The 24,838-nt window shown below is 42.4% G+C and carries 23 protein-coding genes; 16 read left to right on the top strand and 7 right to left on the bottom strand.

The annotated features are described in order from the left end of the window. Positions 1-25: 25 nt before the first annotated feature. The gene (locus tag ACIPUA_RS12835) at positions 26-709 is read right to left on the bottom strand and encodes a phosphoribosyltransferase family protein (protein ID WP_449059753.1); all 684 of its coding nucleotides are present in this window, start codon (positions 707-709) and stop codon (positions 26-28) included. A gap of 54 nt (positions 710-763) precedes the next feature. On the opposite strand from ACIPUA_RS12835, the gene bioH reads away from it, so the two are divergent. Next, on the top strand, positions 764-1,543 hold the full coding sequence (gene bioH / locus ACIPUA_RS12830) for a pimeloyl-ACP methyl ester esterase BioH (RefSeq protein WP_131680894.1): 780 nt from the start codon (positions 764-766) through the stop codon (positions 1,541-1,543). Between the two features lie 238 nt (positions 1,544-1,781). Here the strand turns inward: bioH and ACIPUA_RS12825 are convergent, their stop codons facing one another. The 4 genes from ACIPUA_RS12825 to ACIPUA_RS12810 form a co-directional block, all read right to left on the bottom strand. After that, complete coding sequence (locus tag ACIPUA_RS12825; protein WP_042847763.1) at positions 1,782-2,015, bottom strand: FeoC-like transcriptional regulator; 234 nt, start codon at positions 2,013-2,015, stop codon at positions 1,782-1,784. Positions 2,016-2,026: 11 nt separating this feature from the next. Further along, complete coding sequence (gene feoB / locus ACIPUA_RS12820; RefSeq protein ID WP_042847761.1) at positions 2,027-4,345, bottom strand: Fe(2+) transporter permease subunit FeoB; 2,319 nt, start codon at positions 4,343-4,345, stop codon at positions 2,027-2,029. A 29-nt stretch (positions 4,346-4,374) separates the two neighbouring features. Continuing rightward, positions 4,375-4,605 (bottom strand): ferrous iron transporter A, encoded by a 231-nt coding sequence (feoA, locus tag ACIPUA_RS12815; protein WP_042847759.1) that lies wholly within the window; start codon positions 4,603-4,605, stop codon positions 4,375-4,377. A gap of 332 nt (positions 4,606-4,937) precedes the next feature. Further along, on the bottom strand, positions 4,938-7,268 hold the full coding sequence (locus tag ACIPUA_RS12810) for a Tex family protein (RefSeq protein ID WP_042847756.1): 2,331 nt from the start codon (positions 7,266-7,268) through the stop codon (positions 4,938-4,940). A 170-nt stretch (positions 7,269-7,438) separates the two neighbouring features. Here ACIPUA_RS12810 and greB point away from each other — a divergent pair, with 170 nt between their 5' ends. The 14 genes from greB (at position 7,439) to hemN (ending at position 22,233) form a co-directional block, all read left to right on the top strand. Then, positions 7,439-7,924, top strand: a complete 486-nt coding sequence (gene greB / locus ACIPUA_RS12805; RefSeq protein WP_042847754.1) for a transcription elongation factor GreB — start codon at positions 7,439-7,441, stop codon at positions 7,922-7,924. 116 nt (positions 7,925-8,040) lie between these two features. After that, positions 8,041-8,760 (top strand): osmolarity response regulator transcription factor OmpR, encoded by a 720-nt coding sequence (ompR, locus tag ACIPUA_RS12800; protein ID WP_042847751.1) that lies wholly within the window; start codon positions 8,041-8,043, stop codon positions 8,758-8,760. Then, positions 8,757-10,088 (top strand): two-component system sensor histidine kinase EnvZ, encoded by a 1,332-nt coding sequence (gene envZ / locus ACIPUA_RS12795; protein ID WP_042847749.1) that lies wholly within the window; start codon positions 8,757-8,759, stop codon positions 10,086-10,088. Before ompR ends, envZ begins: the two co-directional genes overlap by 4 nt. 410 nt (positions 10,089-10,498) lie before the next feature. Then, positions 10,499-11,542 carry a phosphate ABC transporter substrate-binding protein PstS gene (gene pstS / locus ACIPUA_RS12790; protein WP_042847746.1) on the top strand — a complete coding sequence of 348 codons (1,044 nt, stop codon included), beginning with the start codon at positions 10,499-10,501 and terminating at the stop codon, positions 11,540-11,542. Between the two features lie 114 nt (positions 11,543-11,656). Next, positions 11,657-12,613, top strand: coding sequence for a phosphate ABC transporter permease PstC (gene pstC, locus ACIPUA_RS12785; protein WP_042847813.1), 957 nt, complete (start codon positions 11,657-11,659; stop codon positions 12,611-12,613). A gap of 1 nt (position 12,614) precedes the next feature. After that, positions 12,615-13,496, top strand: coding sequence for a phosphate ABC transporter permease PstA (pstA, locus tag ACIPUA_RS12780; protein ID WP_042847744.1), 882 nt, complete (start codon positions 12,615-12,617; stop codon positions 13,494-13,496). Between the two features lie 37 nt (positions 13,497-13,533). Then, the gene (gene pstB, locus ACIPUA_RS12775) at positions 13,534-14,310 is read left to right on the top strand and encodes a phosphate ABC transporter ATP-binding protein PstB (protein WP_042847741.1); all 777 of its coding nucleotides are present in this window, start codon (positions 13,534-13,536) and stop codon (positions 14,308-14,310) included. Positions 14,311-14,323: 13 nt separating this feature from the next. Continuing rightward, entirely contained in the window at positions 14,324-15,037 is a 714-nt protein-coding gene (phoU, locus tag ACIPUA_RS12770; RefSeq protein ID WP_036958602.1) for a phosphate signaling complex protein PhoU, read from the top strand. A gap of 548 nt (positions 15,038-15,585) precedes the next feature. Next, the gene (locus ACIPUA_RS12765; protein ID WP_449059752.1) at positions 15,586-16,425 is read left to right on the top strand and encodes an ABC transporter substrate-binding protein; all 840 of its coding nucleotides are present in this window, start codon (positions 15,586-15,588) and stop codon (positions 16,423-16,425) included. A gap of 89 nt (positions 16,426-16,514) precedes the next feature. Next, entirely contained in the window at positions 16,515-17,267 is a 753-nt protein-coding gene (locus ACIPUA_RS12760) for an amino acid ABC transporter permease (protein ID WP_042847739.1), read from the top strand. Between the two features lies 1 nt (position 17,268). After that, a complete protein-coding gene (locus ACIPUA_RS12755) occupies positions 17,269-18,021 on the top strand; it encodes an amino acid ABC transporter permease (RefSeq protein ID WP_449059751.1) in 753 nt (250 codons plus the stop codon). Between the two features lie 185 nt (positions 18,022-18,206). Next, positions 18,207-19,541 carry an NCS2 family permease gene (locus tag ACIPUA_RS12750; protein WP_042847736.1) on the top strand — a complete coding sequence of 445 codons (1,335 nt, stop codon included), beginning with the start codon at positions 18,207-18,209 and terminating at the stop codon, positions 19,539-19,541. Between the two features lie 474 nt (positions 19,542-20,015). After that, entirely contained in the window at positions 20,016-20,528 is a 513-nt protein-coding gene (gene yihI, locus ACIPUA_RS12745) for a Der GTPase-activating protein YihI (RefSeq protein ID WP_449059750.1), read from the top strand. Positions 20,529-20,859: 331 nt separating this feature from the next. Beyond that, positions 20,860-22,233: an oxygen-independent coproporphyrinogen III oxidase gene (gene hemN / locus ACIPUA_RS12740; protein WP_042847731.1), complete on the top strand. Its 1,374-nt coding sequence runs from the start codon at positions 20,860-20,862 to the stop codon at positions 22,231-22,233. A 150-nt stretch (positions 22,234-22,383) separates the two neighbouring features. On the opposite strand, the gene ampC is transcribed toward hemN, so the two are convergent. Beyond that, positions 22,384-23,526, bottom strand: coding sequence for a class C beta-lactamase (gene ampC / locus ACIPUA_RS12735; protein WP_449059749.1), 1,143 nt, complete (start codon positions 23,524-23,526; stop codon positions 22,384-22,386). Between the two features lie 182 nt (positions 23,527-23,708). Here ampC and ACIPUA_RS12730 point away from each other — a divergent pair, with 182 nt between their 5' ends. Next, positions 23,709-24,590 carry a LysR substrate-binding domain-containing protein gene (locus tag ACIPUA_RS12730; protein WP_449059748.1) on the top strand — a complete coding sequence of 294 codons (882 nt, stop codon included), beginning with the start codon at positions 23,709-23,711 and terminating at the stop codon, positions 24,588-24,590. A gap of 49 nt (positions 24,591-24,639) precedes the next feature. Here ACIPUA_RS12730 and ACIPUA_RS12725 read toward each other — a convergent pair. Next, the coding region (locus tag ACIPUA_RS12725) for an IS1 family transposase (RefSeq protein WP_449059717.1) at positions 24,640-24,838 on the bottom strand (199 nt) is incomplete at its 5' end.

The following is a 24,838-nucleotide window of genomic DNA, read 5'->3' as shown; positions in this document are numbered from 1 at the left end:
TATAATACGCCCATTTACCCCTTTCCTACAAGGTGCGACAGAGTGACCACGCATCAACAGTATGCGCACCCGCACAAATCAACAATTTTGCTGCGGAGTTCATTGTAGAACCTGTGGTAATAACATCATCAATAATAGCGACATGTAGGCCTGAAACTGACGTTTCTAAGGTAAATGCACCTTTAAGGTTAGCTCGGCGATGCTCTCTTTTTAGTGTAATCTGTGCCAGTGTATCATGACTGCGTAATAATGAATTTTGTGAATAGGGAATATTTAACCATCTGGACAATATTTCACCAATTAAGGCCATGTGATCAAAGCCGCGAAACCATAACCGACGGCGATGTAAGGGAATAGTCATGATTAAATCAGGTTTTTGCCATTGATGATGGCGGTAACCAGTGAGCCAAAATAAAACAAAAATTCGGGCTAAGGAAAAGGCAAGTTGTGGCTGTTTATTAAATTTAAAATAATGAATGAGTTTACGTAATGGGGCTTGATACGGTGTTACAGTGACCAACTGGTGCCAAGCTGGGGGGCTCTTTAGGCAACGACCGCATTCATTAATAGGCAGCTCACAGGGCAAAGCACAACGAGAGCAACTCACCGGCATTTTCGGTAACCCTTTGAGGCAAAATGAACAAATGCCCTGATGAATTAATTTTAGTGATTGGTGGCATAGCCAACAGACCCCTTCCATTGTTAGCATGGTAATGTCCTGTTAAAAATATACGACTAAGAAATGAACGAAGAGAGTGTAACCATGACAAAGTTATATTGGCAGACCGTTGGCGATGGAAAGCAAGATATTGTGTTACTACACGGATGGGGGCTGAATGCGCAAGTTTGGCAAACCATTATTCCGCGGGTCGCTTCGCATTTTCGTATTCACTTGGTTGATTTACCTGGTTACGGTCGTAGCCAAGGCTTTCCGCCAATGAGTATTCAATCTATGGCGGATATTTTATGGGCACAGGCTCCGAAAAATGCCATTTGGTTAGGGTGGTCATTGGGGGGGCTGGTGGCAAGTCGTATCGCTCTTGACCATCCCTATGAAGTGACAGGGCTAATAACAGTAGCATCATCCCCTTGTTTTAAAGCCGATGGCAGTAACTGGGCGGGGATCAGACCTGAGGTTTTATTAGGTTTTGAGCATCAGCTCGCCGCTGATTTCCACCGCACCGTTGAACGTTTTCTAGCACTGCAAACGCTTGGGACAGAAAGCGCAAGAAATGATGCAAAGTTGCTAAAATCAGTTGTTCTCGAGCAGCCTATTCCGACGGTAGAAACGCTAAATGCGGGGCTTGAGTCATTACGTACCGAAGATTTGCGTGAGGAATTGAAAAAACTGCCAGTGCCATTCTTACGCATTTATGGTTATCTTGACGGGCTTGTCCCACGTAAAGTGGTGCCCGTATTGGACGAGCTTTATCCACACTCTCCGTCTGTGATTATGCGCAATAGCGCTCATGCCCCGTTTATTTCACATCCTGATGAGTTTTGTGAGTATTTATGTGACTTTCAAAGCCGATTGGAAGAGTAAATAGAACCATCAGTCATTAAGGGGGGTTTTTAAAGCGTATATTCTGCTAACTATAGTTCCATAGCAGGCTTTTTATTACAGCACTTTATGTTATCCCCTTACTTCAAAAGGAATCGATGATGGTTAATGATTTATTGACACAAACTAAACCCCAATATTCCGGCAGAGGTCTGGTTTTTTAAGAATTCAACTATGCGATAAAAAGAATTGCAGGTTTATGACATTCCTTCAAGGTGCCTCACTTTATCTTATACACAAAGTGCGCACAGTCGGTGCTTTCGGGGCAACCCTTGCAACTGCTACCTGTCAAACAAGCACTCACATCGACTTTTTCAATTTTGCCTAGACTCACTAGCTTTTCAGCCATGGCTTGGACCAACGGAATTGGGGTATTGAGGCGCTCACTCAGTAAAGTGATGTCAGCTTGCCCATATAAGGCGATTAAATCTCGAACTTGTAACAAGCTGACCATCACGTTATTCCTTAGTGGCAGGCATTGCCTGAACATCCAGAGCATTGCGCCGCAGTTTTACTTTTTATATTCAATGTGACCCGACTACGGACACGGCGTAAGAACATAAATAAAATAAGATTGAAAGCAACTACCGCAATGATAGTTATTAAGCTACTTTGTGGGTGCTCACTAAATGTCGCTATTTGGTAAAACAGCGCAGAAAGGCTATAGGCCACATTGAGCCCCCAAAGAATGGAAAAACTCATCCAGCTTTTATTGGTTTCGCGAGCGATAGCTCCCATCACAGATACGCAAGGCACATATAGCAAGACAAAAATTAGATAACTATAAGCCGCGATGCCAGAACCAAATTTCGCTGCCATGGTACCCATAGAGCCTGACTCCATCTCACCGTCCCCTTTACTGGCTTCGATAGGGTTCGATAGCGCACTTAATGTAAAGGTTTCTTTTAAGCTATCCCAAGTATCGGATACCGCATCCTCTAACTCTTCCCACAAATTGAAAGATTCAGCATCAAATGGTTCGGCGGTGATCGCTTCGGCGGTATACAGGGTATTTAATGTACCCACGACCACTTCTTTGGCCATTGCTCCCGTGATTAATCCGACGGTGGCTTGCCAGTTGTCCGCGTGAACGCCGATTGGCTGTAATGCAGGCGTGATAACTTTACTGACCGAAGCCAGTGCCGAATCATTAATATTATCAACGGGTTTACCTGAGAAAGAGAAGCTGTTTAATGCGCCGATAAAGATACTGGCAACGACGATAACCTTACCAGCACGTACCACAAAGCCTTTCAAGCGTTGCCAAGTTTGGATCAGTAACGTTTTGACGTGAGGAACGTGGTAAACCGGTAATTCCATAACGAAAGGGGAGGCTTCACCGCGCATTAAAGTGTGTTTGAGTAGCAATCCTGTCAGGATAGCGACCACAATCCCTAAAATATACAGGGAAAAGACAACACTAGCGCCGTTTTTACCGAAAAAGGCCGCGGCAAATACTGCAAAAATTGCCAGCCTTGCGCCGCAAGACATAAATGGTGCCATTAGAACAGTAATCAGCCTTTCACGCGGTGCATCAAGAGTACGTGCGCCCATAATGGAAGGAACGTTACAGCCAAAGCCAACAATTAAGGGCACAAATGATTTGCCGGGTAAGCCCAGTGCTTGCATGAGCCTGTCCATTACAAATGCCGCACGAGCCATATAGCCGGAGTCTTCGAGTATTGAAAGAAATAGGTACATCATCCCGATTTGTGGTACGAGTGGTAAAACGGTATTAATACCACCACCAACACCTTGGGCAAGGAAGATGGTTAGCCAATCAGGGAAACTCAAATAATCTCCCAGCCACTGGAGACCATGAATAAATATGGCTTCTGATGCCCCCTCGAAGAAAGGTTGTAGTGCTCCTCCGATATTAATTGCTAATACAAACATCAGGTACATGACAAATAAGAAAATCGGGACACCAAGCCAGCGACTGAGAATAAATCTATCCAGTGATTGCGTTAATTTGTTGGGTTCAGCAGCACTATTATTAATAGCGGCATGGCAAATAGTCGCAATAGACTGATAGCGAGAGTCTGCAATGAGTAACTCGGGTTCTTCATTCAAACTCTCTTTAAGTTGTTGGCGTGTCGAAAGTAATTGCTCTTCTGTTATTTCTGCACGTTGGCGGCTGTAAATATCCCCTTCGAGGATTTGTAATGCTAACCAGCGGCGTTGTTGGTGGCTAAATTGCTGTGATGATATTTGATCTGACAGTGAGTCTACCGCTTGTAATAATTGAGGTGGATATTCGACAAGGGCTTTTTGGCTATTTTGTGGATGAGTATCAATGGTTTTCTTTAATTCATTAATACCAGTCGCACGTGTTGAAACCATTGGAATGACAGGGCAACCCAGTTGTTTCTCCAATTGAGCAATATCAATATCAATATGTTGGCTTTGTGCGATATCCAACATATTAAGAGCAACAATACAAGGAACACCGAGTTCAACTAACTGTAATGTAAGATAAAGGTTGCGCTCTAGGTTTGATGCATCCACCACATTGATTAGCATGTCAGCTTCGCCACTTAGGATAAAGTAACAGGCAATTTGTTCATCTAGTGAGGTTTGCTCGGAAATTGTGGTGAGGGAATAAGTCCCTGGAAGGTCAACAAGCTCAATCTTATGGTCGTCTGTGTGGAAGCGACCAACTTTGCGTTCAACCGTGACACCTGCCCAGTTACCGACGCGTTGTCTCGAGCCTGTTAGCTGGTTAAATAGGGTCGTTTTGCCTGCATTGGGGTTGCCAATTAAGCCGATAGTCAATCGTTTCATAGTGTTTGCCAATAATATAAAAAGAATACTTAAGCGGTAGGCGCTTCATCAAGGTTAAGCAGGGCGAGATCCTTTTTACGTAATACTAAGCTCACGCGATGCGTTTCTATCTGCACAGGGTCACCAAATGGCGCTAAGCGCACGACTTTAAATACAGAACCCGGTAGCAAACCAAGGGAAAGAAGTTTTTGTCGGTAAGCGGGGCTTATCTCTGGTGAAAAACCAATTATTTTATAGCTGCATTGAGGAAGTAGAGCCATAGTGTCTTCCTATTAATTCAATTTATAATGATATCAATACTTATTGCTAGAAATATGGGTATCAATAACTTGATAGCGTAACCCAACAAAAATTAATCTAATTAACAATGAGAATTATAATCATCTACTTTTGTTCTATTTAGCCTCTTTTTTCGTCAATTTGACTTGATGTGGATCAACGAAGCATTGAGTTAGCCCTGTTTTCTTAATCGGTGGGGCTGTTGAAACGCTGGGGTATAAGAGTATTTTGAAGTGTATTAACGAGTGTGAAGTGAATTAATTAAAAATAATAGGCATCGCAATTATTTTATAGCGATGCCTATTTAACGTAATTAACGTTTTTTGCCAAATGCGGCAGCCAGTGCATCGCTCATCGCACTGTTACCAGAAGATGATGAGTTTTGGCGTGCATTACCCCTTGGTTGTGCTGCTTTGCGTGGGTTTTTGTCTTGCGTTGGAGCTGCTCGACGAGGTGCGCTATTCGTATCACCAGCTTGCTCATCCAGACGCATCGTTAGCGCAATACGTTTACGCGCGATATCGACATCTAGCACTTTGACTTTTACGATATCACCCGCTTTTACCACTTTGTGAGGGTCTTCAACGTAACTATTTGATAGAGAAGAAATATGAACGAGCCCATCTTGGTGAACACCAATATCTACAAACGCGCCAAAGTTGGTTACATTGGTAACTGCGCCCTCTAAGACCATCCCAGAGACAAGGTCATTCATGGTCTCAACCCCTTCGGCAAAGGTGGCCGTTTTAAACTCAGGGCGAGGGTCACGACCCGGTTTTTCTAATTCTTTAATGATATCCGTGACGGTTGGGACACCAAATTGTTCTGTGGTGAAATCACGTGGGCTTAAGGCATTAAGCACTTGTGAGTTACCCATAATTTCTTTTAGTGGTTGACGGACAGACTCAAGAATTTTTTCAACAATTGGGTAAGACTCAGGGTGAACGGTCGAAGCATCCAATGGGTTCTTACCATTAGTGATACGTAGGAAACCTGCACATTGTTCAAATGCTTTTGGCCCAAGGCGCGTGACTTTCAGTAACTGCTTTCTATCATTAAATTGGCCATTTTCATCACGCCAATCCACCACATTTTGGGCGATCATCTTGCTTAAACCGGCAACGCGAGTCAGTAAGGCAACTGAAGCTGTGTTTAGGTCGACACCAACGGAGTTTACGCAATCTTCAACCACAGCATCGAGTTTACGTGCCAACTGAGTTTGGCTAACATCGTGTTGATATTGACCAACTCCGATAGATTTAGGGTCAATTTTTACCAGTTCAGCGAGAGGATCTTGTAGACGGCGTGCAATAGATACGGCACCACGCAAAGATACATCCAATGTTGGGAATTCAAGCGCAGCAAGCTCAGAGGCGGAATAGACCGAAGCCCCCGCTTCACTGACGATGACTTTTTGGGCTGTTACTTCAGGGTATTGTTTTTGGACTTCTGCAAAGAAGCGTTCAGTTTCTCGCGATGCAGTCCCATTACCGATTGCCACGAGTTCCACATGATGTTTTTGACACAGCGCGGCAACAATCGTTGCTGCTTTAGCCGCTTGGCCAGTGTGTGGATAAATAGTATCGGTTGCAATCAGTTTACCTGTTGCATCAACTACTGCGACTTTTACCCCTGTACGCAGGCCAGGATCGAGCCCCATAGTTGCACGCATGCCTGCGGGGGCGGCCATCAGCAAATCACTGAGATTACGGGCGAAAACGTTAATAGCCTCTTCTTCTGCTTTTTCGCGCAGAGAACTCATTACTTCCGTTTCCAAGTGCAGAAGCACTTTGACTCGCCATGTCCAGCTGATCACCGCTTTACGCCATTGGTCAGCTGGGGCGTTATTCAAATGTACATCTAAGTGGCGAGTGATGATCTCTTCACAGTAACTTTCTTTTGGTGGCTCATCAAATTGTGGGTCACAATTTAATGACAGCTGTAAAATACCTTCATTACGACCACGGAACATAGCAAGTGCACGGTGCGAGGGGACTTGAGCTACAGGCTCTTGGTGCTCAAAGTAGTCACTAAATTTAACGCCTTCTTCTTGCTTACCTTCTGCAACAACAGAAACAAGGTGGGCATTCTTCCAAATATAGTCACGAACTTTGGCCAATAAGGCGGCATCTTCGGCAAAACGCTCCATAAGAATATAACGTGCGCCATCTAAGGCTGCTTTTATATCCGCTACGCCTTTATCTGCATCGATGTAAGCTTGGGCTAGTTCTTCAGGAGACTGGCTTGGGTCTGTCCACAAGGTATCCGCTAATGGCTCAAGCCCTGCCTCAATGGCGATTTGCCCACGGGTACGACGTTTCGGTTTATACGGTAAATACAGGTCTTCAAGTTCAGTTTTATTGAGGGTAGTATCAATCGCAGAGGCAAGCTCTGGGGTTAATTTCCCTTGCTCTTCAATCGATTTCAGAATGGTTTGCTTACGGTCATTCAGTTCGCGTAAGTACCCTAAGCGGCTTTCTAGCTGGCGAAGCTGAGTATCGTCCAACCCTCCGGTAACCTCTTTACGGTAACGAGCGATAAACGGGACAGTATTACCTTCATCTAATAAGGTGATGGCAGAAAAAACCTGTTTCGGTTGGGCATGCAGTTCTGCTGCGATGATTTGGCTTAGAGTTTCATTCATGTCGTGTTTAAATACCTACTGAAAGAACAATTAAAAAAATTTACTGCACTGTTATACTTGGTGATAGCCATAATTTCCAGACTGAATTTAAGCCTATTGGTAGGAAAGTCTCAGATTATGTTCTATAAATTATTATAATCACTGTCTCTATTGACGAATATTTTAAGGTTATGACAAAAAGTCTTTTAATTACGCGCGAAGGTTGGGATGCGTTAGACAAAGAGCTAAAGTATCTGTGGAAAGAAGAACGGCCTAGAGTAACCCAATCTGTTTCTGAAGCAGCAGCCCAAGGGGATCGTTCAGAAAACGCAGAGTACATATACGGTAAAAAAAGGTTACGTGAAATTGATCGGCGTATCCGGTTTTTATCTAAAAGATTGGATCAACTAAGGATAATCGAACCTGACCCTCGGCAAGAAGGCCGTGTCTTTTTTGGTGCTTGGGTTAAACTTGAAGATGAAAATGAAAATATCAGAATATTCCGGATAGTCGGGGCTGATGAGTTTAACCCTACAAAACAATGGATTTCAATCGACTCTCCCGTGGCGCGAGCCCTGATTGGTAAACGAGTTGATGATGAGATAATAGTAAATACTCCAGGAGGGCAAGTAACCTATTTCATATTAGAAATAAGTTATCGTCCACTAAGCATCTGAAGTGTAAAATGATTCATTAAATCCTATGTTAGTGGTAAATTAGTAGGCATTAATATTTTTTTGCTTACTTTGATTAAAAAAATAATTTGAAAGATGCACATCTTGAGGGCTACAAAATGCAGGAAAGTTATAAGGTTCTTGTCGTCGATGATGATATGCGTTTACGTGCACTGCTAGAGCGTTACCTCACAGAGCAAGGCTTTCAGGTAAGAAGTGCCGCAAACGCTGAACAAATGGACAGAATCCTGACGAGGGAATCAATTCATCTGATAGTATTAGATTTAATGCTACCGGGTGAAGATGGGTTATCAATTTGTCGTCGTTTACGCAGTCAAAATAACCCAATCCCTATTATTATGGTTACCGCGAAAGGTGAAGAGGTTGACCGCATTGTTGGTTTAGAAATTGGTGCTGATGACTATATTCCAAAACCTTTCAATCCACGCGAATTACTGGCTCGTATCCGTGCGGTACTTCGTCGCCAAGCAAATGAACTACCGGGAGCGCCATCTCAAGATGATGCTGTCATTACATTTGGTAAATTTAAGTTAAATCTTGGAACTCGTGAAATGTTCCAAGGTGATGAAAATATGCCATTAACTAGTGGTGAATTTGCGGTATTAAAAGTGTTGGTTTCTTATCCAAGGGAACCATTATCTCGTGACAAGTTAATGAGCTTAGCGCGAGGCCGTGAATACAGTGCGATGGAACGTTCTATCGATGTTCAAATTTCACGTTTACGCCGTATGGTTGAAGAAGACCCTGCCCATCCACGCTATATTCAAACAGTTTGGGGCTTGGGTTATGTGTTTGTTCCAGATGGAAGTAAAGCATGAAGCGACTGAGGTTCTCACGACGTAGTACATTTTCTCGCTCGTTATTTTTGTTCGTTGCGTTGTTATTCGCAAGCCTAGTGACCAGCTATATGGTCGTGTTGAATTTTGTTGTGATGCCTAGCTTACAACAGTTTAACAAAGTACTGGCTTATGAAGTTAGGACGTTGATGACAGAGAAAATGGTTCTACAGGATGGGACCTCGGTGCGGGTATCCCCCGCGTTACGTAAAAAAATCTATAATGAATTAGGTATTACCTTTTACGCTCATTCAGCTGCAATGGAAGAAGGGTTGAATTGGGCGAAAGAGTATGATTTTTTAAGCGAACACATGTCGGATTATTTAGGTGGTAAGGCAAATGTTCACCTCGAATTAGGCCGTGAATATCCGATTTTGTGGCTGACATCTTACCTCGCACCTGATATCTGGGTGCGAGTCCCCTTGACTGAGATAGGTCAAAATCAATTTTCCCTCGTTTTCCGTTATACACTGACTATTTTCCTGACAATTTTTGCCGGAGTGTGGCTGTATATTCGTTATCAGAACAAGCCGTTGCTTGAGTTGGAATACCATGCTGGTGAGGTTGGAAAAGGGGTTATTTTACCGCCCATGCAAGAAAAAGGCGCGACTGAGGTAAGGGCGGCAATTCGTTCCTTTAACCATATGGCCGCTGGAATCAAAACGCTAGAAAACGACCGAACTGTTTTAATGGCAGGGGTTAGCCACGATTTAAGAACGCCATTAACTCGTATTCGTTTAGCAACAGAAATGATGAGCCCAGAAGATAGCTACCTTGCGGAGTCTATCAATAAAGATATTGAAGAGTGTGATGCGATCATCGGTCAATTTATGTCCTACCTGAAAACAGGGCAAGAAATGGATATGGAATTCTGCGACCTTAATTCAATCCTTATGGAAGCGGTCAATTCAGAAAGCAATGTGATCGGTGAAATCGAAACAGCGCTGGAGCCGGGCTCAATGATAGTAAATGGTAACCCGTTAGCTATCAAACGCGCTATCACGAATATGATTGTCAACGCATATCGTTATGGTAATGGCTGGATTAAAGTAAGTAGTGGTAAAACGGAAGATTCTGTTTGGTTCCAAGTGGAAGATGATGGTGTAGGTATCAAAGAAGAAGATATTCACCGGTTATTCCAACCCTTTGTACAAGGCGAAAAAGCACGTAGTAATAAAGGGACTGGTTTAGGCTTGGCGATTATTCGCCGGATTGTCGATGCCCATGAAGGGAGCATTGAAATCCATAAGAGTGAGCGCGGTGGGTTTGCGATTAGGGCTTTGCTTCCCCTTAAAGAGAAAGAAGACTAAATACTCTTCACACTTTGCGCCGCAGCGTTGTTGGCTGCGTTCGGCTACTCGGGTCACATACTTATGTATGCTCCCCGAGATATCCTCTCTGGCCGCCTAGCTGCAACACAAATTATTTTGAGTATTATTTTATAGTTGCAGGATAAAAATATTTTTCGCTTTTATGACAGTCTGTCATTTTTCTTTTTGATATTAGTTTTGAAGTTTTGTTTTTATAACTAATTGAATCTTAAGTTGTAAAATTGTATTTTTCTTCGATTTTGTTTTCTCGCCAGCGAAAAAATCAGCAATTGTCATAAAACTGTCATAAAAACGACATGTTGTCGTAACTAAATTGTCCTATTTTTCCTACCGTGACATACACCCAACAATTTTATACTTGATTGTTTCTATACATCCCCGGAGGGATTATGAAAATGACGCGTACCACCTTAGCAAGCGTAATGGCAGCAACTTTATCTTTGACCGCAATGTCTTCTTTTGCTGCTACCAGCCTGACCGGAGCTGGCGCGACTTTCCCCGCTCCTGTTTATGCAAAGTGGGCAGACTCTTATCAGAAAGAAACAGGTAATAAAGTAAACTATCAGGGGATTGGCTCTTCTGGTGGTGTCAAACAAATTAATGCAAAAACCGTTGATTTCGGTGCCTCTGATGCGCCATTAACTGACGAAAAACTGAAAAAAGATGGTTTATTCCAGTTCCCAACAGTCATTGGCGGTGTTGTCCTGGCTGTCAACGTAAAAGGCATTGAGTCAGGGCAACTGACTTTAGATGGCAACACTTTAGGGGATATCTATTTAGGTAAAATTACTAAGTGGAATGACCCTGCTATTGCTAAGTTAAACCCAAATGTTAGCCTACCAGACCAAACTATCGCAGTCGTCAGACGTTCTGATGGCTCAGGTACCACTTTCGTATTCACTAGCTACTTAGCGAAAGTTAGTGCAAGCTGGAAATCAGACATTGGTGCGGGCTCAACAGTTAACTGGCCAAAAAATAGCGTAGGTGGTAAAGGTAACGATGGCGTTGCAGCATTTGTTCAGCGTCTGCCAGGTTCTATTGGTTATGTGGAATATGCTTACGCAAAACAGAATAATCTTGCTTATACTAAACTGATATCTGCGGATGGCGAAGCAGTCTCGCCAACAGGTGAAAGTTTCAGCGCAGCAGCGAAAAAAGTTGATTGGTCTAAATCTTTTGCTCAAGACCTCACGAACCGTGATGGTGCCAATGCATGGCCAATCACATCGACAACTTTTATTTTAGTACACAAAGAGCAAGCTAATGCTGAAAAGGGCAAAGCAACGCTCGACTTCTTTAACTGGGCCTATGAGAAAGGTGGTAAGCAAGCGGAAGCATTAGACTACGCAATTTTACCTGAAGAAGTGGTGACAGCTGTTCGCGCAGCATGGAAAACAGAAGTAAAAGATAGCCAAGGTAAAGCACTTTTCTAAGTGAACCTCGGGTTGGCAGTGGCAGGCGGATGTTAGAGGATCTAACATCCGCTTTCTAAATGAAGTAAATTAAATCCTACGTAAGCAAGTAGGTGTGGAATGAGAACAAAGCGCATGGCCGAAAAAACAACGGCATTTAAAGCTCCTAGCAAATCAGGTGATGTGATTTTTGGTGCATTGGTAAAGATTGCCGCGCTAATCACTTTATTAATGCTTGGGGGTATTATTATCTCCCTTATTTTTGCATCTTGGCCAAGTATGCAAAAATTTGGTTTTTCGTTTTTATGGACCAAAGAGTGGGATGCTCCAGCGGAAGAGTTCGGTGCGCTTGTGCCTATTTATGGCACGATTGTGACATCGTTAATTGCTCTGATCATTGCGGTACCCGTGAGTTTTGGTATCGCCTTATTTTTAACTGAGCTTGCACCTAACTGGTTAAAACGGCCTCTAGGTATTGCAATTGAACTCCTTGCTGCTATCCCAAGTATTGTTTATGGGATGTGGGGGTTATTCGTCTTTGCGCCGTTGTTTGCGGAATATTTCCAAGAACCAGTGGGGAATGTGATGTCGAGTATTCCGATTGTTGGTGAGTTATTCTCAGGCCCAGCATTCGGTATCGGTATTTTAGCTGCGGGGATCATCCTCGCGATTATGATTATTCCTTACATTGCGTCTGTTATGCGCGATGTATTTGAACAAACTCCTGTGATGATGAAAGAGTCAGCTTATGGTATTGGCTGTACTACATGGGAAGTGATCTGGAACATCGTTCTGCCTTATACCCGTAATGGGGTAATTGGGGGGGTGATGTTAGGTCTAGGCCGCGCATTGGGTGAAACCATGGCGGTGACATTCGTGATTGGTAATACTTATCAACTAGATAGCGTGTCATTATTTATGCCAGGTAATAGTATCACCTCTGCATTGGCGAATGAGTTTGCAGAAGCAGAAAGCGGCTTGCATACCTCTGCCTTGATGGAGCTTGGGCTGATTCTATTTGTTATCACATTCATTGTGCTAGCAATCTCCAAGCTGATGGTTATGCGCCTTGCGAAGAATGAGGGCCGTTAATATGTCGTTATCTCAACCTATTGCCGTCAATCAAAAAGAACGCGCTCGCCGTCAAGCATGGCGCCGTCAAATCAATAGAATGGCTCTATTGGTTTCGATGTTAACCATGGCTTTTGGCTTGTTCTGGTTAGTTTGGATTTTATTTTCTACAGTGACGAAAGGGATTGATGGGATGTCCCTCAATCTGTTTACTGAAATGACCCCACCACCTAATACAGAAGGTGGCGGCTTAGCAAATGCCATTGTTGGTAGTGGTTTACTGATCCTCTGGGCTACGGTTATCGGGACTCCTTTAGGGATCTTAGCGGGGATTTATTTAGCAGAGTATGGCCGTAAGTCATGGTTAGCTTCGGTAACTCGTTTTATTAATGACATCTTATTATCAGCGCCATCTATCGTTGTAGGTCTGTTTGTGTACACCATCGTGGTTGCACAGATGCAGCATTTTTCCGGTTGGGCTGGGGTTGTCGCACTTGCATTGTTGCAAATTCCAATTGTTATCCGGACAACTGAAAATATGTTGAAGTTAGTGCCTGATAGCTTGCGTGAAGCCGCTTATGCACTCGGCACACCAAAATGGAAAATGATTTTATCTATTACGCTAAAAGCATCTGTATCCGGGATTATCACGGGGATTTTGCTGGCTATTGCACGTATTGCGGGGGAAACCGCACCGTTACTGTTTACTTCACTGTCGAATCAGTTCTGGAGTACAGATATGAGCGAGCCAATTGCCAACTTACCAGTGACTATCTTCAAATTTGCAATGAGCCCATTCTCTGAATGGCAAGAGCTTGCATGGGCTGGGGTGTTATTAATTACCCTATGTGTCCTACTGATTAATATCATTGCGCGTGTTGTGTTTGCACAGAAAAAACACTAAGCCCGGATAACTAAAGATTTAGAGAGAAAAGTAAACCATGATTAATGCAAACGAAATTGCAAACAGTAAAATTAAAGTTCGTGACCTCAACTTCTACTATGGCAAGTTTCACGCGCTGAAAAATATCTCTTTAGACATTGAAAAGAATAAAGTGACGGCATTTATCGGCCCATCAGGCTGCGGTAAATCCACATTGTTACGTACCTTTAATAAAATGTATGAGCTGTATGGCGAACAACGTGCAGAAGGTGAAATTTTATTAGATGGTCAGAATATCCTGACGGACAAACAAGATATCGCGTTATTACGAGCAAAAGTAGGAATGGTCTTTCAAAAACCCACTCCATTCCCAATGTCTATCTACGATAATATTGCATTTGGAGTCCGTTTATTTGAAAAATTATCGCGTGTAGAAATGGATGAGCGTGTGCAATGGGCACTGACAAAAGCTGCATTATGGAATGAAACTAAAGATAAACTCCACCAAAGTGGTTATAGCTTGTCTGGTGGTCAGCAGCAACGTTTATGTATTGCTCGTGGGATAGCTATTCGCCCAGAGGTATTGTTACTGGATGAGCCTTGCTCTGCACTTGACCCTATCTCAACGGGTCGTATTGAAGAATTAATTAGTGAATTAAAATCAGAGTACACTGTGGTGATTGTTACCCATAATATGCAACAGGCAGCACGTTGTTCTGATTATACGGCATTCATGTACTTAGGGGAGTTAGTTGAGTTTAATCACACTGACAAGATGTTTACGACCCCTGAAATGAAGCAAACTGAAGATTATATTACTGGCCGCTACGGTTGATATGGAGCCGACGATGGATACGCTGAATCACAACAAACATATATCGGGGCAGTTCAATGCTGAACTGGAACATATCCATACTGAGTTGATGACAATGGGAGGGCTGGTGGAAGAACAGCTCACCAAAGCCATTACGGCCATGCATAATCAGGATGAAGCCTTAGCACGTGAAGTTATTGAGAATGACCATAAAGTCAATATGATGGAAGTGGCGATTGACGAAGAGTGCGTAAAAATTATTGCCAAGCGCCAGCCAACAGCGAGTGATTTGCGTCTGATTATGGCAATTTCAAAAACCATTGCAGAATTGGAAAGGATTGGCGATGTTGCGGACAAAATCTGCCAAACTGCATTGGAGAAATTCTCTCATCAACATCAGCCTTTGTTAGTGAGTTTGGAATCATTAGGCCGTCATACGGTACAAATGCTACATGATGTACTCGATGCATTTGCACGAATGGATCTTGAAGAAGCCATCCGTATTTACCGTGAAGATGAAAAAGTTGACCAAGAGTATGAGGGTATCGTACGTCAATTAATGACCTATATGATGGAAGACCCGCGGACAATCCCAAGTGTATTAACGGCACTGTTCTGCGCACGCTCCATTGAGCGCATTGGCGACCGTTGTCAAAATATCTGTGAATTTATTTTCTACTATGTGAAGGGGCAAGATTTCCGTCACGTCGGTGGGGATAGTCTTGAGAAGATGTTAACGAATAAATAATTACTCGAATACTCGTCATATTTCGTGCTGTGGCGGTGTTGGCTTCGCTCGGTTACTCGGGTCACATACTGATGTATGCTCCCCGAGATATCCTCGCTTGCCGCCTAGTCACAACGCGAACTATTTAGAGTATTAATATATGAGGTTAATGCATTAAATACCTATCATACCTCAAGCTGTAGTTCTGATATTTGAGTTCGACTACTCGGGTCACATACTTGTGTATGCCCCTAGGGATAATTTCATTTGCCGCCTAGCTACAGCCCGAACTATTTAGAGTATTACTCTTGAATATCGGCGTCAGCTTACTTTAGAACAAATTGTTTAGCGTATAAAACGTTCTTCTACCGACTTTCTTCTTGCTCAATAAGAGTCTATTGATGGTTTAACCATGTTCGGGGTCCTTGTATAAAGTTTCCCCCTTTCTTTATTCACTTCATTTATTCCTCTTAGTTATAAATATATTATTTAATAGTATTTCAAGTGCTAAGATATAGTTGATAGCTTGTGACGGTCGATTTACATAAATTTACCGCTAGAGGTGTTCAATGAAAGCTCGTATTCTCTCAACTGTTCTACTCACAGGTTTGGCGCTGACAGCGAATGTCGCTAGCGCAGATAAATTAGATGATATCAATCAAGCCGGAGTGATCCGCATTTCAGTCTTTGATAGCAACCCGCCCTTTGGTTTTATTGACCCTCAAACTAAGAAATTGGCTGGCTATGATGTGGATATCGCACAAGAAATTGCTGATGGCCTAGGGGTAAAACTTGAGCTTCGTCCGACTAACCCTGCGAATCGTATTCCACTTTTAACTTCTGGCAAAGTTGATCTTATTGGGGCGAATTTTACCATTACCGATGAACGCGCAAAACAAGTTGATTTTTCCATCCCTGATTTTGCTACCGGGCAAAAATTTATTGCCCGTAAAGGCGTATTAAAAACCCCTGATGATATTAAACCTCTGCGTATTGGTGCAGATAAAGGCACCGTACAAGAAGTCACTTTACGTGAGCGTTTTCCAGACACTAAAGTGATTTCTTACGATGATACCCCACAGGCATTTGCTGCACTGCGTAATGGTAACGTACAAGCTATTACCCAAGACGATGCAAAATTGGTGGGTTTATTAGGTAATTTACCTGAGAAAGTTAAAGTTGATTTTGAAATTTCGCCATTCAGCCTAACAAAAGAATATCAAGCACTTGCAGCAAGCAAAGGCGAAACACGTTTGGTTGAAAACGTCAATGAAACACTGTTGAAATTAGAGAAAGACGGCAAAGCCGAGGTGATTTACAACCGTTGGTTTGGCCCAGAAACTAAAGCCGCTCAACCACGTGGTGACTTTAAGTTTGCACCATTAAGCGAACAACAGCCCCAATCTTAATGGCCTGAAATAAAAAAATAACTTGTTGGTTACCCTGCACATTGTGCGGGGTTCTTGGTTAATAGAACCAAGTAGAATGGTGATTGACTATGTTTGAGAAATTTTTCAGCGGTAATTTTTGGTCAGAACATCTGCTGGCACCACAGTACCTTGAATGGTTCGGCTATGGTTTTTTGATCACAGTTTGGATCTCTGTGTGTACCATTATTGCGGCTACTTTATTAGGTTTTCTAGTTGCATCAGCAAAGGATAGCCAGATTGCTCCTCTTCGTTGGGGAGTGAACATCTATATTTCTATTTTTAGAAACACGCCTTTGTTGGTGCAGCTATTTTTTTGGTATTTCGCTTCTGGTGAAATTTTACCATCTGCCACAATGGAATGGTTGAATACACCCCATGAAATCCAATTGTTGGGGATACCCGTGGGGTGGCCATCATTTGAATTTTTAGCGGGTTTTGTTGGTTTGACCTTGTATACCGTACCCTTTATTGCTGAGGAAATTCGAGCAGGTATCAGGGGCGTTCGTCAGGGGCAAAAATATGCTGCTTTCGCTTTGGGGCTAACTTCTTGGCAGGCGATGAAACTCGTGGTGTTGCCTCAAGCGGTTAAAATCGCTATGCCGCCTTTACTTGGCCAATATATGAATGTGGTAAAGAATTCATCGTTAACGATGGCGATTGGGGTGGCGGAGCTTTCTTATGTATCGCGGCAAGTGGATAGCCAGTCATTACAAACTTTCGCCGCATTTGGTGTTGCCACAGTGTTATACATTGCCATTATTGCATTAATGGAAGGCTGGGGGCAGTGGCGCCAACAACGTAATTTAGCTCAAGGGGCATAAAATGGATTTTTCGATTATTGAGCAAAACTGGCAATATTTATTATTAGGTACTTTCCCTGACGGCCCACTCGAAGGCGCTGCTTTAACCTTACTCATGAGCTTACTTGCAGGGGCGGCTTCTATAGTATTGGGGACATTGGGCGGTATTGCGTTAGCCATGCTGCGTGGTTTCTGGGTTAACCTACTTGCCGCTATTTTAGGCTTTTTCCGTGCAATTCCTGTGATTATGTTGATTTTTTGGACCTACTTTCTGTTGCCTATTTTGCTTGGCGCAGAAATCCCTGGGATTGCTACTGTGGTATGTGCATTAGCGCTGATTACTTCAGCATATCTAGCTCACGCGGTAAAGGCGGGGATTTTAGCGATTGGTAAAGGGCAGTGGCAAGCTGGCATGTCTTTGGGTTTTAGCCGTTGGCAGGTGCTTTGGCACATTGTTTTACCACAAGCGTTACGTATGATGGTACCTTCATTTATTAATCAATGGGTTGCATTAATTAAAGATACCTCTCTAGCTTATATTGTGGGGGTTGCTGAATTATCATTTTTAGCTACTCAAGTGAATAACCGTGAAATGGTATACCCGCTCGAGGTTTTCTTATTTGTGGCGTTTATTTATTTTGTGATGTGTTTTGCGGTGGAAATTATTGCGAATAGGGTAGCGAAAAGGCTAAGCGCACAAAATGAACCTCAAAAACGAGCCGTGAAGCGTAGCTTATTGTTTTGGCGTAGGCAAAAGCTATTGGCGCTGTCTTAAGTCAACATAGCGGTGTAATAACCGCTATTATCTCAACAACACTTATCTGATTATTTTTCTTATTTCGGCTTGCTGTATCAGTTAGTTAGGACATTTTTGCCTATTATGGTTTACGCAATCGTTTTCTTTTGTGATTTTTAATTGTAGTATAGGGCGAAAAAAACTTTTTTTGGGCGCTATATCTAATGAGTAATCAATCTTCTAGCTCGGCACAACCGCAGGGCTTGTTTCAGCGTGTTTTTAAATTACAGGAACACGGCACAACCGCACGAACAGAAGTTGTTGCAGGCTTCACGACCTTTCTGACGATGGTGTATATCGTCTTTGTTAACCCACAAATTCTTTCTGTTGCAGGGATGGACATTAAAGCGGTGTTTGTTACCACCTGCTTGATTGCTGCTATTGGTAGTATCTTGATGGGGCTATTAGCAAACTTACCAATCGCGGTAGCACCTGCAATGGGGCTGAATGCCTTTTTTGCTTTTGTTGTCGTCGGGGCCATGGGGTATTCGTGGCAAGTCGCTATGGGCGCGGTATTCTGGGGAGCGGTTGGTTTATTTATTCTGACATTGTTCCGTATTCGTTATTGGATTATTGCTAATATCCCGCTTAGTCTTCGTGTCGGGATCACCAGTGGTATCGGTTTATTTATTGCCATGATGGGGTTAAAAAACTCAGGCATTATTGTTGCAAACCCAGATACACTGGTCTCAATTGGTAACTTAACTCACCATAACGTTTGGCTGGGGGCGCTGGGTTTCTTTATCATCGCAATTCTGGCAGCGCGTAATATTCATGCAGCAGTTTTGGTGTCTATTGCCGTGACTACATTGATCGGTCTTGCGCTGGGTGATGTGAAATATTCGGGTGTGTTTTCCATGCCACCAAGTATCACTAGTGTGGTTGGGCAAGTCGATTTTGCTGGTTCTTTAGATTTAGCGCTATCAGGTGTTATTTTCGCCTTTATGTTAGTAAACCTGTTTGACTCATCGGGCACTATGATTGGCGTGACGGATAAGGCTGGGATTACCAATGAACGCGGGACATTTCCACGAATGAAACAAGCCCTGTATGTGGATAGTTTGAGTTCGGTAGCAGGTTCTGCAATGGGAACATCATCAGTGACTGCGTATATTGAGAGCTCTTCAGGGGTATCTGTTGGTGGACGTACTGGCTTAACCGCAATTGTTGTGGGTGTTCTATTTCTATTGACCATGTTTATCTCACCCCTTGCAGGTATGGTTCCTGCTTATGCAACCGCAGGTGCTCTGATTTATGTGGGTGTGTTGATGACTTCAAGCTTAACGCGGGTGAAATGGGACGATTTAACCGAGTCTGTGCCTGCATTTATTACCGCAGTAATGATGCCGTTTAGTTTCTCTATTACCGAAGGTATCGCACTGGGCTTTATTGCCTACTGCGCAATGAAAATTGGTACGGGGCGCTGGCGTGATCTGGGGCTGTGCGTCATTTTAGTTGCGGCGATGTTCCTGTTAAAAATGATCCTAGTCGACGCCTAACATGTGCTTCATATTTTGAACTGTAGCGGTGTTGGCTGCGTTTGCTAACCCTAGTCACATAATTTTGTATGCTCCTAGGAATTAGCAATTCTTCCGTCTTGCTACAGCTCAAACTATTTAGCGCATTAATATTCGTCATACTTCAAGCTGTGGCGTTGTTGCCTACACTTGGTTACTCGGGCCATATACTTGTGTATGCTCCCCGAGATAACCTCGCTTGGCGCCTAGTCACAACTTGCATTATTTAATGAGTTAATCATTTCTCTTTTTATTATTTGCCCCCTCCATGCCCTAAATAATTTGTGTTGCATGAGCGTACATGCAACACAAATTATTTAGGGTATAATTAATAAACTACTGCTGTGAAGGTCAGGTGAGATAAAAATCTACTGAAATTGCAAACTAGTACTTTCCCCCTTCATGGGAAACTGCTAGATTTCGCAGCAGAAACTGACTTTATCAAGGTATCAGGCCATGAATTCACCAAAAAAACCGGCAAGTAAGCCAAAGAAAAAATACCGTAAAACGAAAGAAGAATTGAACGCAGAAGGTCGTGAGCGTAAGCGCGAAAGTAAACATCGTGGTAATAAATCAGGTAGTCGCTACCAAGATAAGTCATCAAGCAGCCAAAATAATGGGCAAAATAACATTGTTGACCCACGCTTAGGCAGTAAAAAACCAGTGCCTTTAATTGTTGATGATAATTCAGCGACTAAACCTGTGGTTGAGAAAAAACAGCCAGTGGTTAAAGAAAAATTAACCCCTGAAGCTGAGTTAGCATTGTTAGAAAGTGATGACCGTTTAGATGGTTTGTTAGCACGTTTGGAAGATGGTGAGACCGTTACCGCAGAAGAACAGGAATATATCAATACTTGTTTAGACCGTATTGATGAGCTGATGAACATTTTAGGCATAGAATATGCTGAAGAAGAGGAAGAAGACGAAGAAAAACTCGATGACATCATGCGTATCTTAAAAAGTAAATAACTTCGTTTAACCATCCCTCGTATATTCGGGGGATGTCGCTATTATTTTTCATAAATACACTTTTCTTTGATGTTGCATCAAGTCTCTTTTCTTTAACATCTTTATACTCGTCATATTTCAAGTTGCAGCGTTGTTGGCTATGCTCATTCGCTCTAGTCATATACTTATGTATACTTTTAGCGACTCATTCACTTGCCGCCTAGCCACAACTTGAAATATTTAGAGTCTATAACGTTATGTATGCTATAAAATTTTCACATCACCGAATAACAAATTAAATAAGGTGCAACCCGTTGTGATGGTTTAAGCTTTTGGTCAATTGAGGAATGTTATGTCAGAGCAAAATATTGTTTGGGACCTCGCTCTCATTCAAAAATATAATTATTCAGGGCCGCGTTATACATCGTACCCCACTGCCTTGGAATTTAACCAAGATTATGACGAAAGTGCGTTTGTTCAAGCAACTCAGCGTTATCCCGACCGTCCTTTATCGCTCTACGTTCATATTCCTTTTTGCCATAAGCTTTGTTATTTCTGTGGCTGTAATAAATTAGTTACTCGCCAAAAACATAAAGCAGATGAATACCTACAAGTCATTGAAAAAGAAATTATTCAGCGTGCAGCTTTATTAAAAGGACGTCTTGTTACTCAGATGCACTGGGGAGGCGGTACACCAACTTATCTTGATAAAGTGCAAGTTAGCCATCTAGTCGGTTTATTGAAAAAGCACTTTCATTTTGCAGATAACGTAGAGATGTCGATTGAAGTCGACCCGCGTGAAATTGAGTTGGATATGATAGACCATTTACGCGCTGAAGGGTTTAACCGCCTGAGTATGGGGGTACAAGACTTTAATAAAGAAGTGCAAGTATTGGTTAACCGAGAGCAAGATGAAGAGTTTATTTTTGCTCTAATTAAGCGAGCAAAAGAAACAGGGTTTACTTCAACCAGTATTGACCTTATCTATGGCTTGCCAAAGCAAACGCCAGAAAGTTTTGCTTTTACCCTGAAAAAAGTGGCAGAGCTGTCACCTGACCGCTTAAGTGTATTTAATTATGCACATTTACCTAATTTGTTTGCAGCGCAGCGTAAAATTAAAGATGAAGATCTACCAAGCGCAGAGCAAAAACTGGATATTCTTCAAGATACGATAGCTACACTCACTGGAAATGGTTATCAATTTATCGGTATGGATCACTTTGCACGCCCAGAAGATGAACTTGCGGTAGCCCAGCGTGAAGGCATACTGCACCGTAATTTCCAAGGGTATACCACCCAAGGGGACTGTGATCTGTTAGGGCTCGGCGTCTCGGCGATTAGCATGTTAGGGGATAACTACGCTCAAAACCAAAAAGATTTAAAAACCTATTATGCACAAGTCGAAGAGCAGGGGCATGCGCTGTGGCGTGGGTTGGTATTAACGGATGATGACTGTTTACGTCGTGATGTTATCAAAACCTTAATTTGTAATTTCCAACTGAATTTCGCACAAATAGAAGCACTATATCCAATTGATTTTAAATCTTACTTTGCAGAAGACTTAAACTTATTGATACCAATGGCAGAAGATGACCTAGTCGAAATTAGCGAAACAGGGATTAAGGTGACTCCTCAAGGACGTTTACTTATTCGTAATATTTGCATGTGTTTTGATGTGTATTTGCGTAGGCAGATGAGGCAGCGGCAGTTTTCCCGCGTCATCTGAATGCTCGTCATATTTCGTGCTGTAGCGTTGTTGGCTACGTTCACTAACCCTAGTCACATACTTTATGTATGCTCCTAGGGCTTAGTTTCTCTTGCCGCCTAGCTACAGAACGAACTATTTAGAGCATTTACTCTTCGTCAGAAATCTAATTTATTCATTAATCTTTTCAATTAATTGATAAGCTGCGGTGATGCGGTCGGAAATTGGGTACCATTTATTGGATAAAATCACGATGCCGATTTGTTCTTCAGGGATAAAGGCGGCATAAGCTGCAAAACCATTTGTGGAGCCTGTCTTGTTGTAGAACGCTCGCGTTTCTGGCGGCATTGCCGGTTTAATTGCTTCGATTTTCTGTGGCTGTAATGCCATTTCATCACGGTTACCTTGATGTAATTGTGATAAAGAGACAGGCCACGGGTAACTTTCCCACATCATATCTTGTACAAATGAATCTGTTAGATAAAAGCCTGTGTGGGTATCTTCTATCGCTTCTTGCCATGATTTTGCGACTTTTACCGTCTGCATATTAATATCTAAGAAACGGATCAAATCTTTGGCAGTAGATTTCAAACCATAGGATTCGGCATCTAAAATCTGTGGTGCCACTCGCGATGGGTGATCTTTCTTATTATAACCCTGAGCATAATTTTTCATTTGGTGCTTAGGGACATGAATATAGGTATGTTTGAGCCCCAGTGAAGGCAGCATTAATTTTTCCATCGCTTGTTCAAATGGCATTTTGAGTTGTTTAGCGGTGACGATGCCTAATAATCCAGTACCTAAATTTGAGTAAGAACGATATTCTCCAATGGTTTTTTCAGGGAGCCAATGTTGGTAATAGCTTATTAATTCAGCTGAATTCGTAATGGTCTCCGGCACAAATAATGGTAATCCAGAGGTGTGGGTGGCTAAGTTCATCACGGTGATATGGTCAAATGCTGAATCTGTTAACTCGGGTAGGTAATGACTCACTTTTTGTGAGAAATCTAATTTACCTTGTTCTTGTGCATAAGCGGCTAATGTTGCTGTAAATGTTTTCGAAAGAGAGCCAATTTCAAATAATGTGTTGTTATTGATAGGGGCTTTGCTTTGCTTAGACAATACACCGTAATGATAAAAATAGTGCTTTCCTTCAATGGAGATTGCCACCGACATTCCGGGTATCTGTTGTTGTTTCATTAGTGGTTTAATAATGTTATCAACGTTTTGTTGAGTTAGAGCGTTGGCTGAAATTGTGGTTAAGGCTAAGCTAAGAGCGGCAAAAATCCGCCCCTGACGAAAAACATTTCTCATAGGTAGTCCAATTAAATAAAAGTTTAAGTTGTTGCTAATATAAATAAGGAAGAACTTCATTGCATAACTGAAGTGCTTTAGTATAGATTTCTAGGCTGTTATACCGTTGTTGTATAGCAGTATGCGTGTTTTACGCCTTCATTTAAAACGATATAAAGTTCGATGAGGTAAAAGAAAATCTTATGTCAGGGAATTATCGTCATCGACTACCTTTAAATGCTTTGCGTGCATTCGAAGCATCTGCCCGCCATTTAAGTTTCACGCGAGCAGGTATGGAATTGAATGTGACCCAAGCGGCGGTAAGCCAGCAGTTTCGGTTATTAGAAGAGCAACTAGGTTTAGAATTATTTATCCGCTTACCCAGAGGGTTGGCCTTAACAGATGAAGGCTTAGCTCTCCTACCTGTGTTGAGTCGTTCTTTCGACCAAATTGAGTCTTTATTGCAGCAGTTTGATGATGGGCACTACCATGAAGTGTTGAGTATATCAGTAGTGGGAACATTTGCGGTGGGTTGGTTACTACCTCAATTATCAAAATTTTCTAATTTATACCCGTATATTGATTTACGGATTATGACACATAATAACGTAGTCAATTTGGCGGCAGAAGGTGTTGATTTTGCCATACGCTTTGGGGAGGGGTTATGGCCTCTGGCTGAGAATATTCCATTATTTAGCGCATCGCATACTGTGTTATGCTCTGAGAAAATGGCTAACCGCTTAACGACTCCCCTAGATTTAAAAGCGCATCATTTATTGCGCTCATACCGTAAAGATGAATGGGAAAAATGGTTTCTTGCCGCAGGTTTAGAGCCGTGGCGAGTGAAAGGGCCTGTGTTTGACTCGTCTCGTCTAATGGTTGAAGCTGCGTTATTAACGGATAGTGTGGCATTGGTACCGAGTTGTATGTTTGAACATGAGTTGAGTGCTGGGAGTTTAGTGCAGCCATTTGATATTTCAGTGACATTAGGGGGCTATTGGCTTAGTCGTTTGAAGTCCAAACCATGTACACCTGCGATGATGATATTCCGTAATTGGTTATTGGATGAATCCCAACAAAGATAAATCGGTGCAATAGTGTCATGCACCGGTCGTGTATTCAATATAGAGATCATCACAATAGGTAATACTCCCGCTCTATGAATGTGCCGATGATTTTATCATGCATTTCAGGCGACTTCGAATAACCTAACGTCTTACGGTTAAGACGCTTTAAGCGATTTCTTAAATTCAAATTCTCTCTTTCTATTCGTTGGGTATAAAACTTACTTGCTACGTGTTTTTGTTTAGGTAATATCTCATAAGCACTGAAC

This window comes from Providencia sp. AGC89 (assembly GCF_053543535.1).
The sequence above is the reverse complement of the archived record's forward strand: the minus strand, read 5'-3'. Positions and strand labels throughout refer to the sequence as shown.

Coding starts and splice junctions, on each gene's coding strand:
- ACIPUA_RS12835 (WP_449059753.1), bottom strand. CDS start 709: ATGCTAACAATGGAAGGGGTCTGTTGGCTATGCCACCAATCACTAAAA.
- bioH (WP_131680894.1), top strand. CDS start 764: ATGACAAAGTTATATTGGCAGACCGTTGGCGATGGAAAGCAAGATATT.
- ACIPUA_RS12825 (WP_042847763.1), bottom strand. CDS start 2,015: ATGGTCAGCTTGTTACAAGTTCGAGATTTAATCGCCTTATATGGGCAA.
- feoB (WP_042847761.1), bottom strand. CDS start 4,345: ATGAAACGATTGACTATCGGCTTAATTGGCAACCCCAATGCAGGCAAA.
- feoA (WP_042847759.1), bottom strand. CDS start 4,605: ATGGCTCTACTTCCTCAATGCAGCTATAAAATAATTGGTTTTTCACCA.
- ACIPUA_RS12810 (WP_042847756.1), bottom strand. CDS start 7,268: ATGAATGAAACTCTAAGCCAAATCATCGCAGCAGAACTGCATGCCCAA.
- greB (WP_042847754.1), top strand. CDS start 7,439: ATGACAAAAAGTCTTTTAATTACGCGCGAAGGTTGGGATGCGTTAGAC.
- ompR (WP_042847751.1), top strand. CDS start 8,041: ATGCAGGAAAGTTATAAGGTTCTTGTCGTCGATGATGATATGCGTTTA.
- envZ (WP_042847749.1), top strand. CDS start 8,757: ATGAAGCGACTGAGGTTCTCACGACGTAGTACATTTTCTCGCTCGTTA.
- pstS (WP_042847746.1), top strand. CDS start 10,499: ATGAAAATGACGCGTACCACCTTAGCAAGCGTAATGGCAGCAACTTTA.
- pstC (WP_042847813.1), top strand. CDS start 11,657: ATGGCCGAAAAAACAACGGCATTTAAAGCTCCTAGCAAATCAGGTGAT.
- pstA (WP_042847744.1), top strand. CDS start 12,615: ATGTCGTTATCTCAACCTATTGCCGTCAATCAAAAAGAACGCGCTCGC.
- pstB (WP_042847741.1), top strand. CDS start 13,534: ATGATTAATGCAAACGAAATTGCAAACAGTAAAATTAAAGTTCGTGAC.
- phoU (WP_036958602.1), top strand. CDS start 14,324: ATGGATACGCTGAATCACAACAAACATATATCGGGGCAGTTCAATGCT.
- ACIPUA_RS12765 (WP_449059752.1), top strand. CDS start 15,586: ATGAAAGCTCGTATTCTCTCAACTGTTCTACTCACAGGTTTGGCGCTG.
- ACIPUA_RS12760 (WP_042847739.1), top strand. CDS start 16,515: ATGTTTGAGAAATTTTTCAGCGGTAATTTTTGGTCAGAACATCTGCTG.
- ACIPUA_RS12755 (WP_449059751.1), top strand. CDS start 17,269: ATGGATTTTTCGATTATTGAGCAAAACTGGCAATATTTATTATTAGGT.
- ACIPUA_RS12750 (WP_042847736.1), top strand. CDS start 18,207: ATGAGTAATCAATCTTCTAGCTCGGCACAACCGCAGGGCTTGTTTCAG.
- yihI (WP_449059750.1), top strand. CDS start 20,016: ATGAATTCACCAAAAAAACCGGCAAGTAAGCCAAAGAAAAAATACCGT.
- hemN (WP_042847731.1), top strand. CDS start 20,860: ATGTCAGAGCAAAATATTGTTTGGGACCTCGCTCTCATTCAAAAATAT.
- ampC (WP_449059749.1), bottom strand. CDS start 23,526: ATGAGAAATGTTTTTCGTCAGGGGCGGATTTTTGCCGCTCTTAGCTTA.
- ACIPUA_RS12730 (WP_449059748.1), top strand. CDS start 23,709: ATGTCAGGGAATTATCGTCATCGACTACCTTTAAATGCTTTGCGTGCA.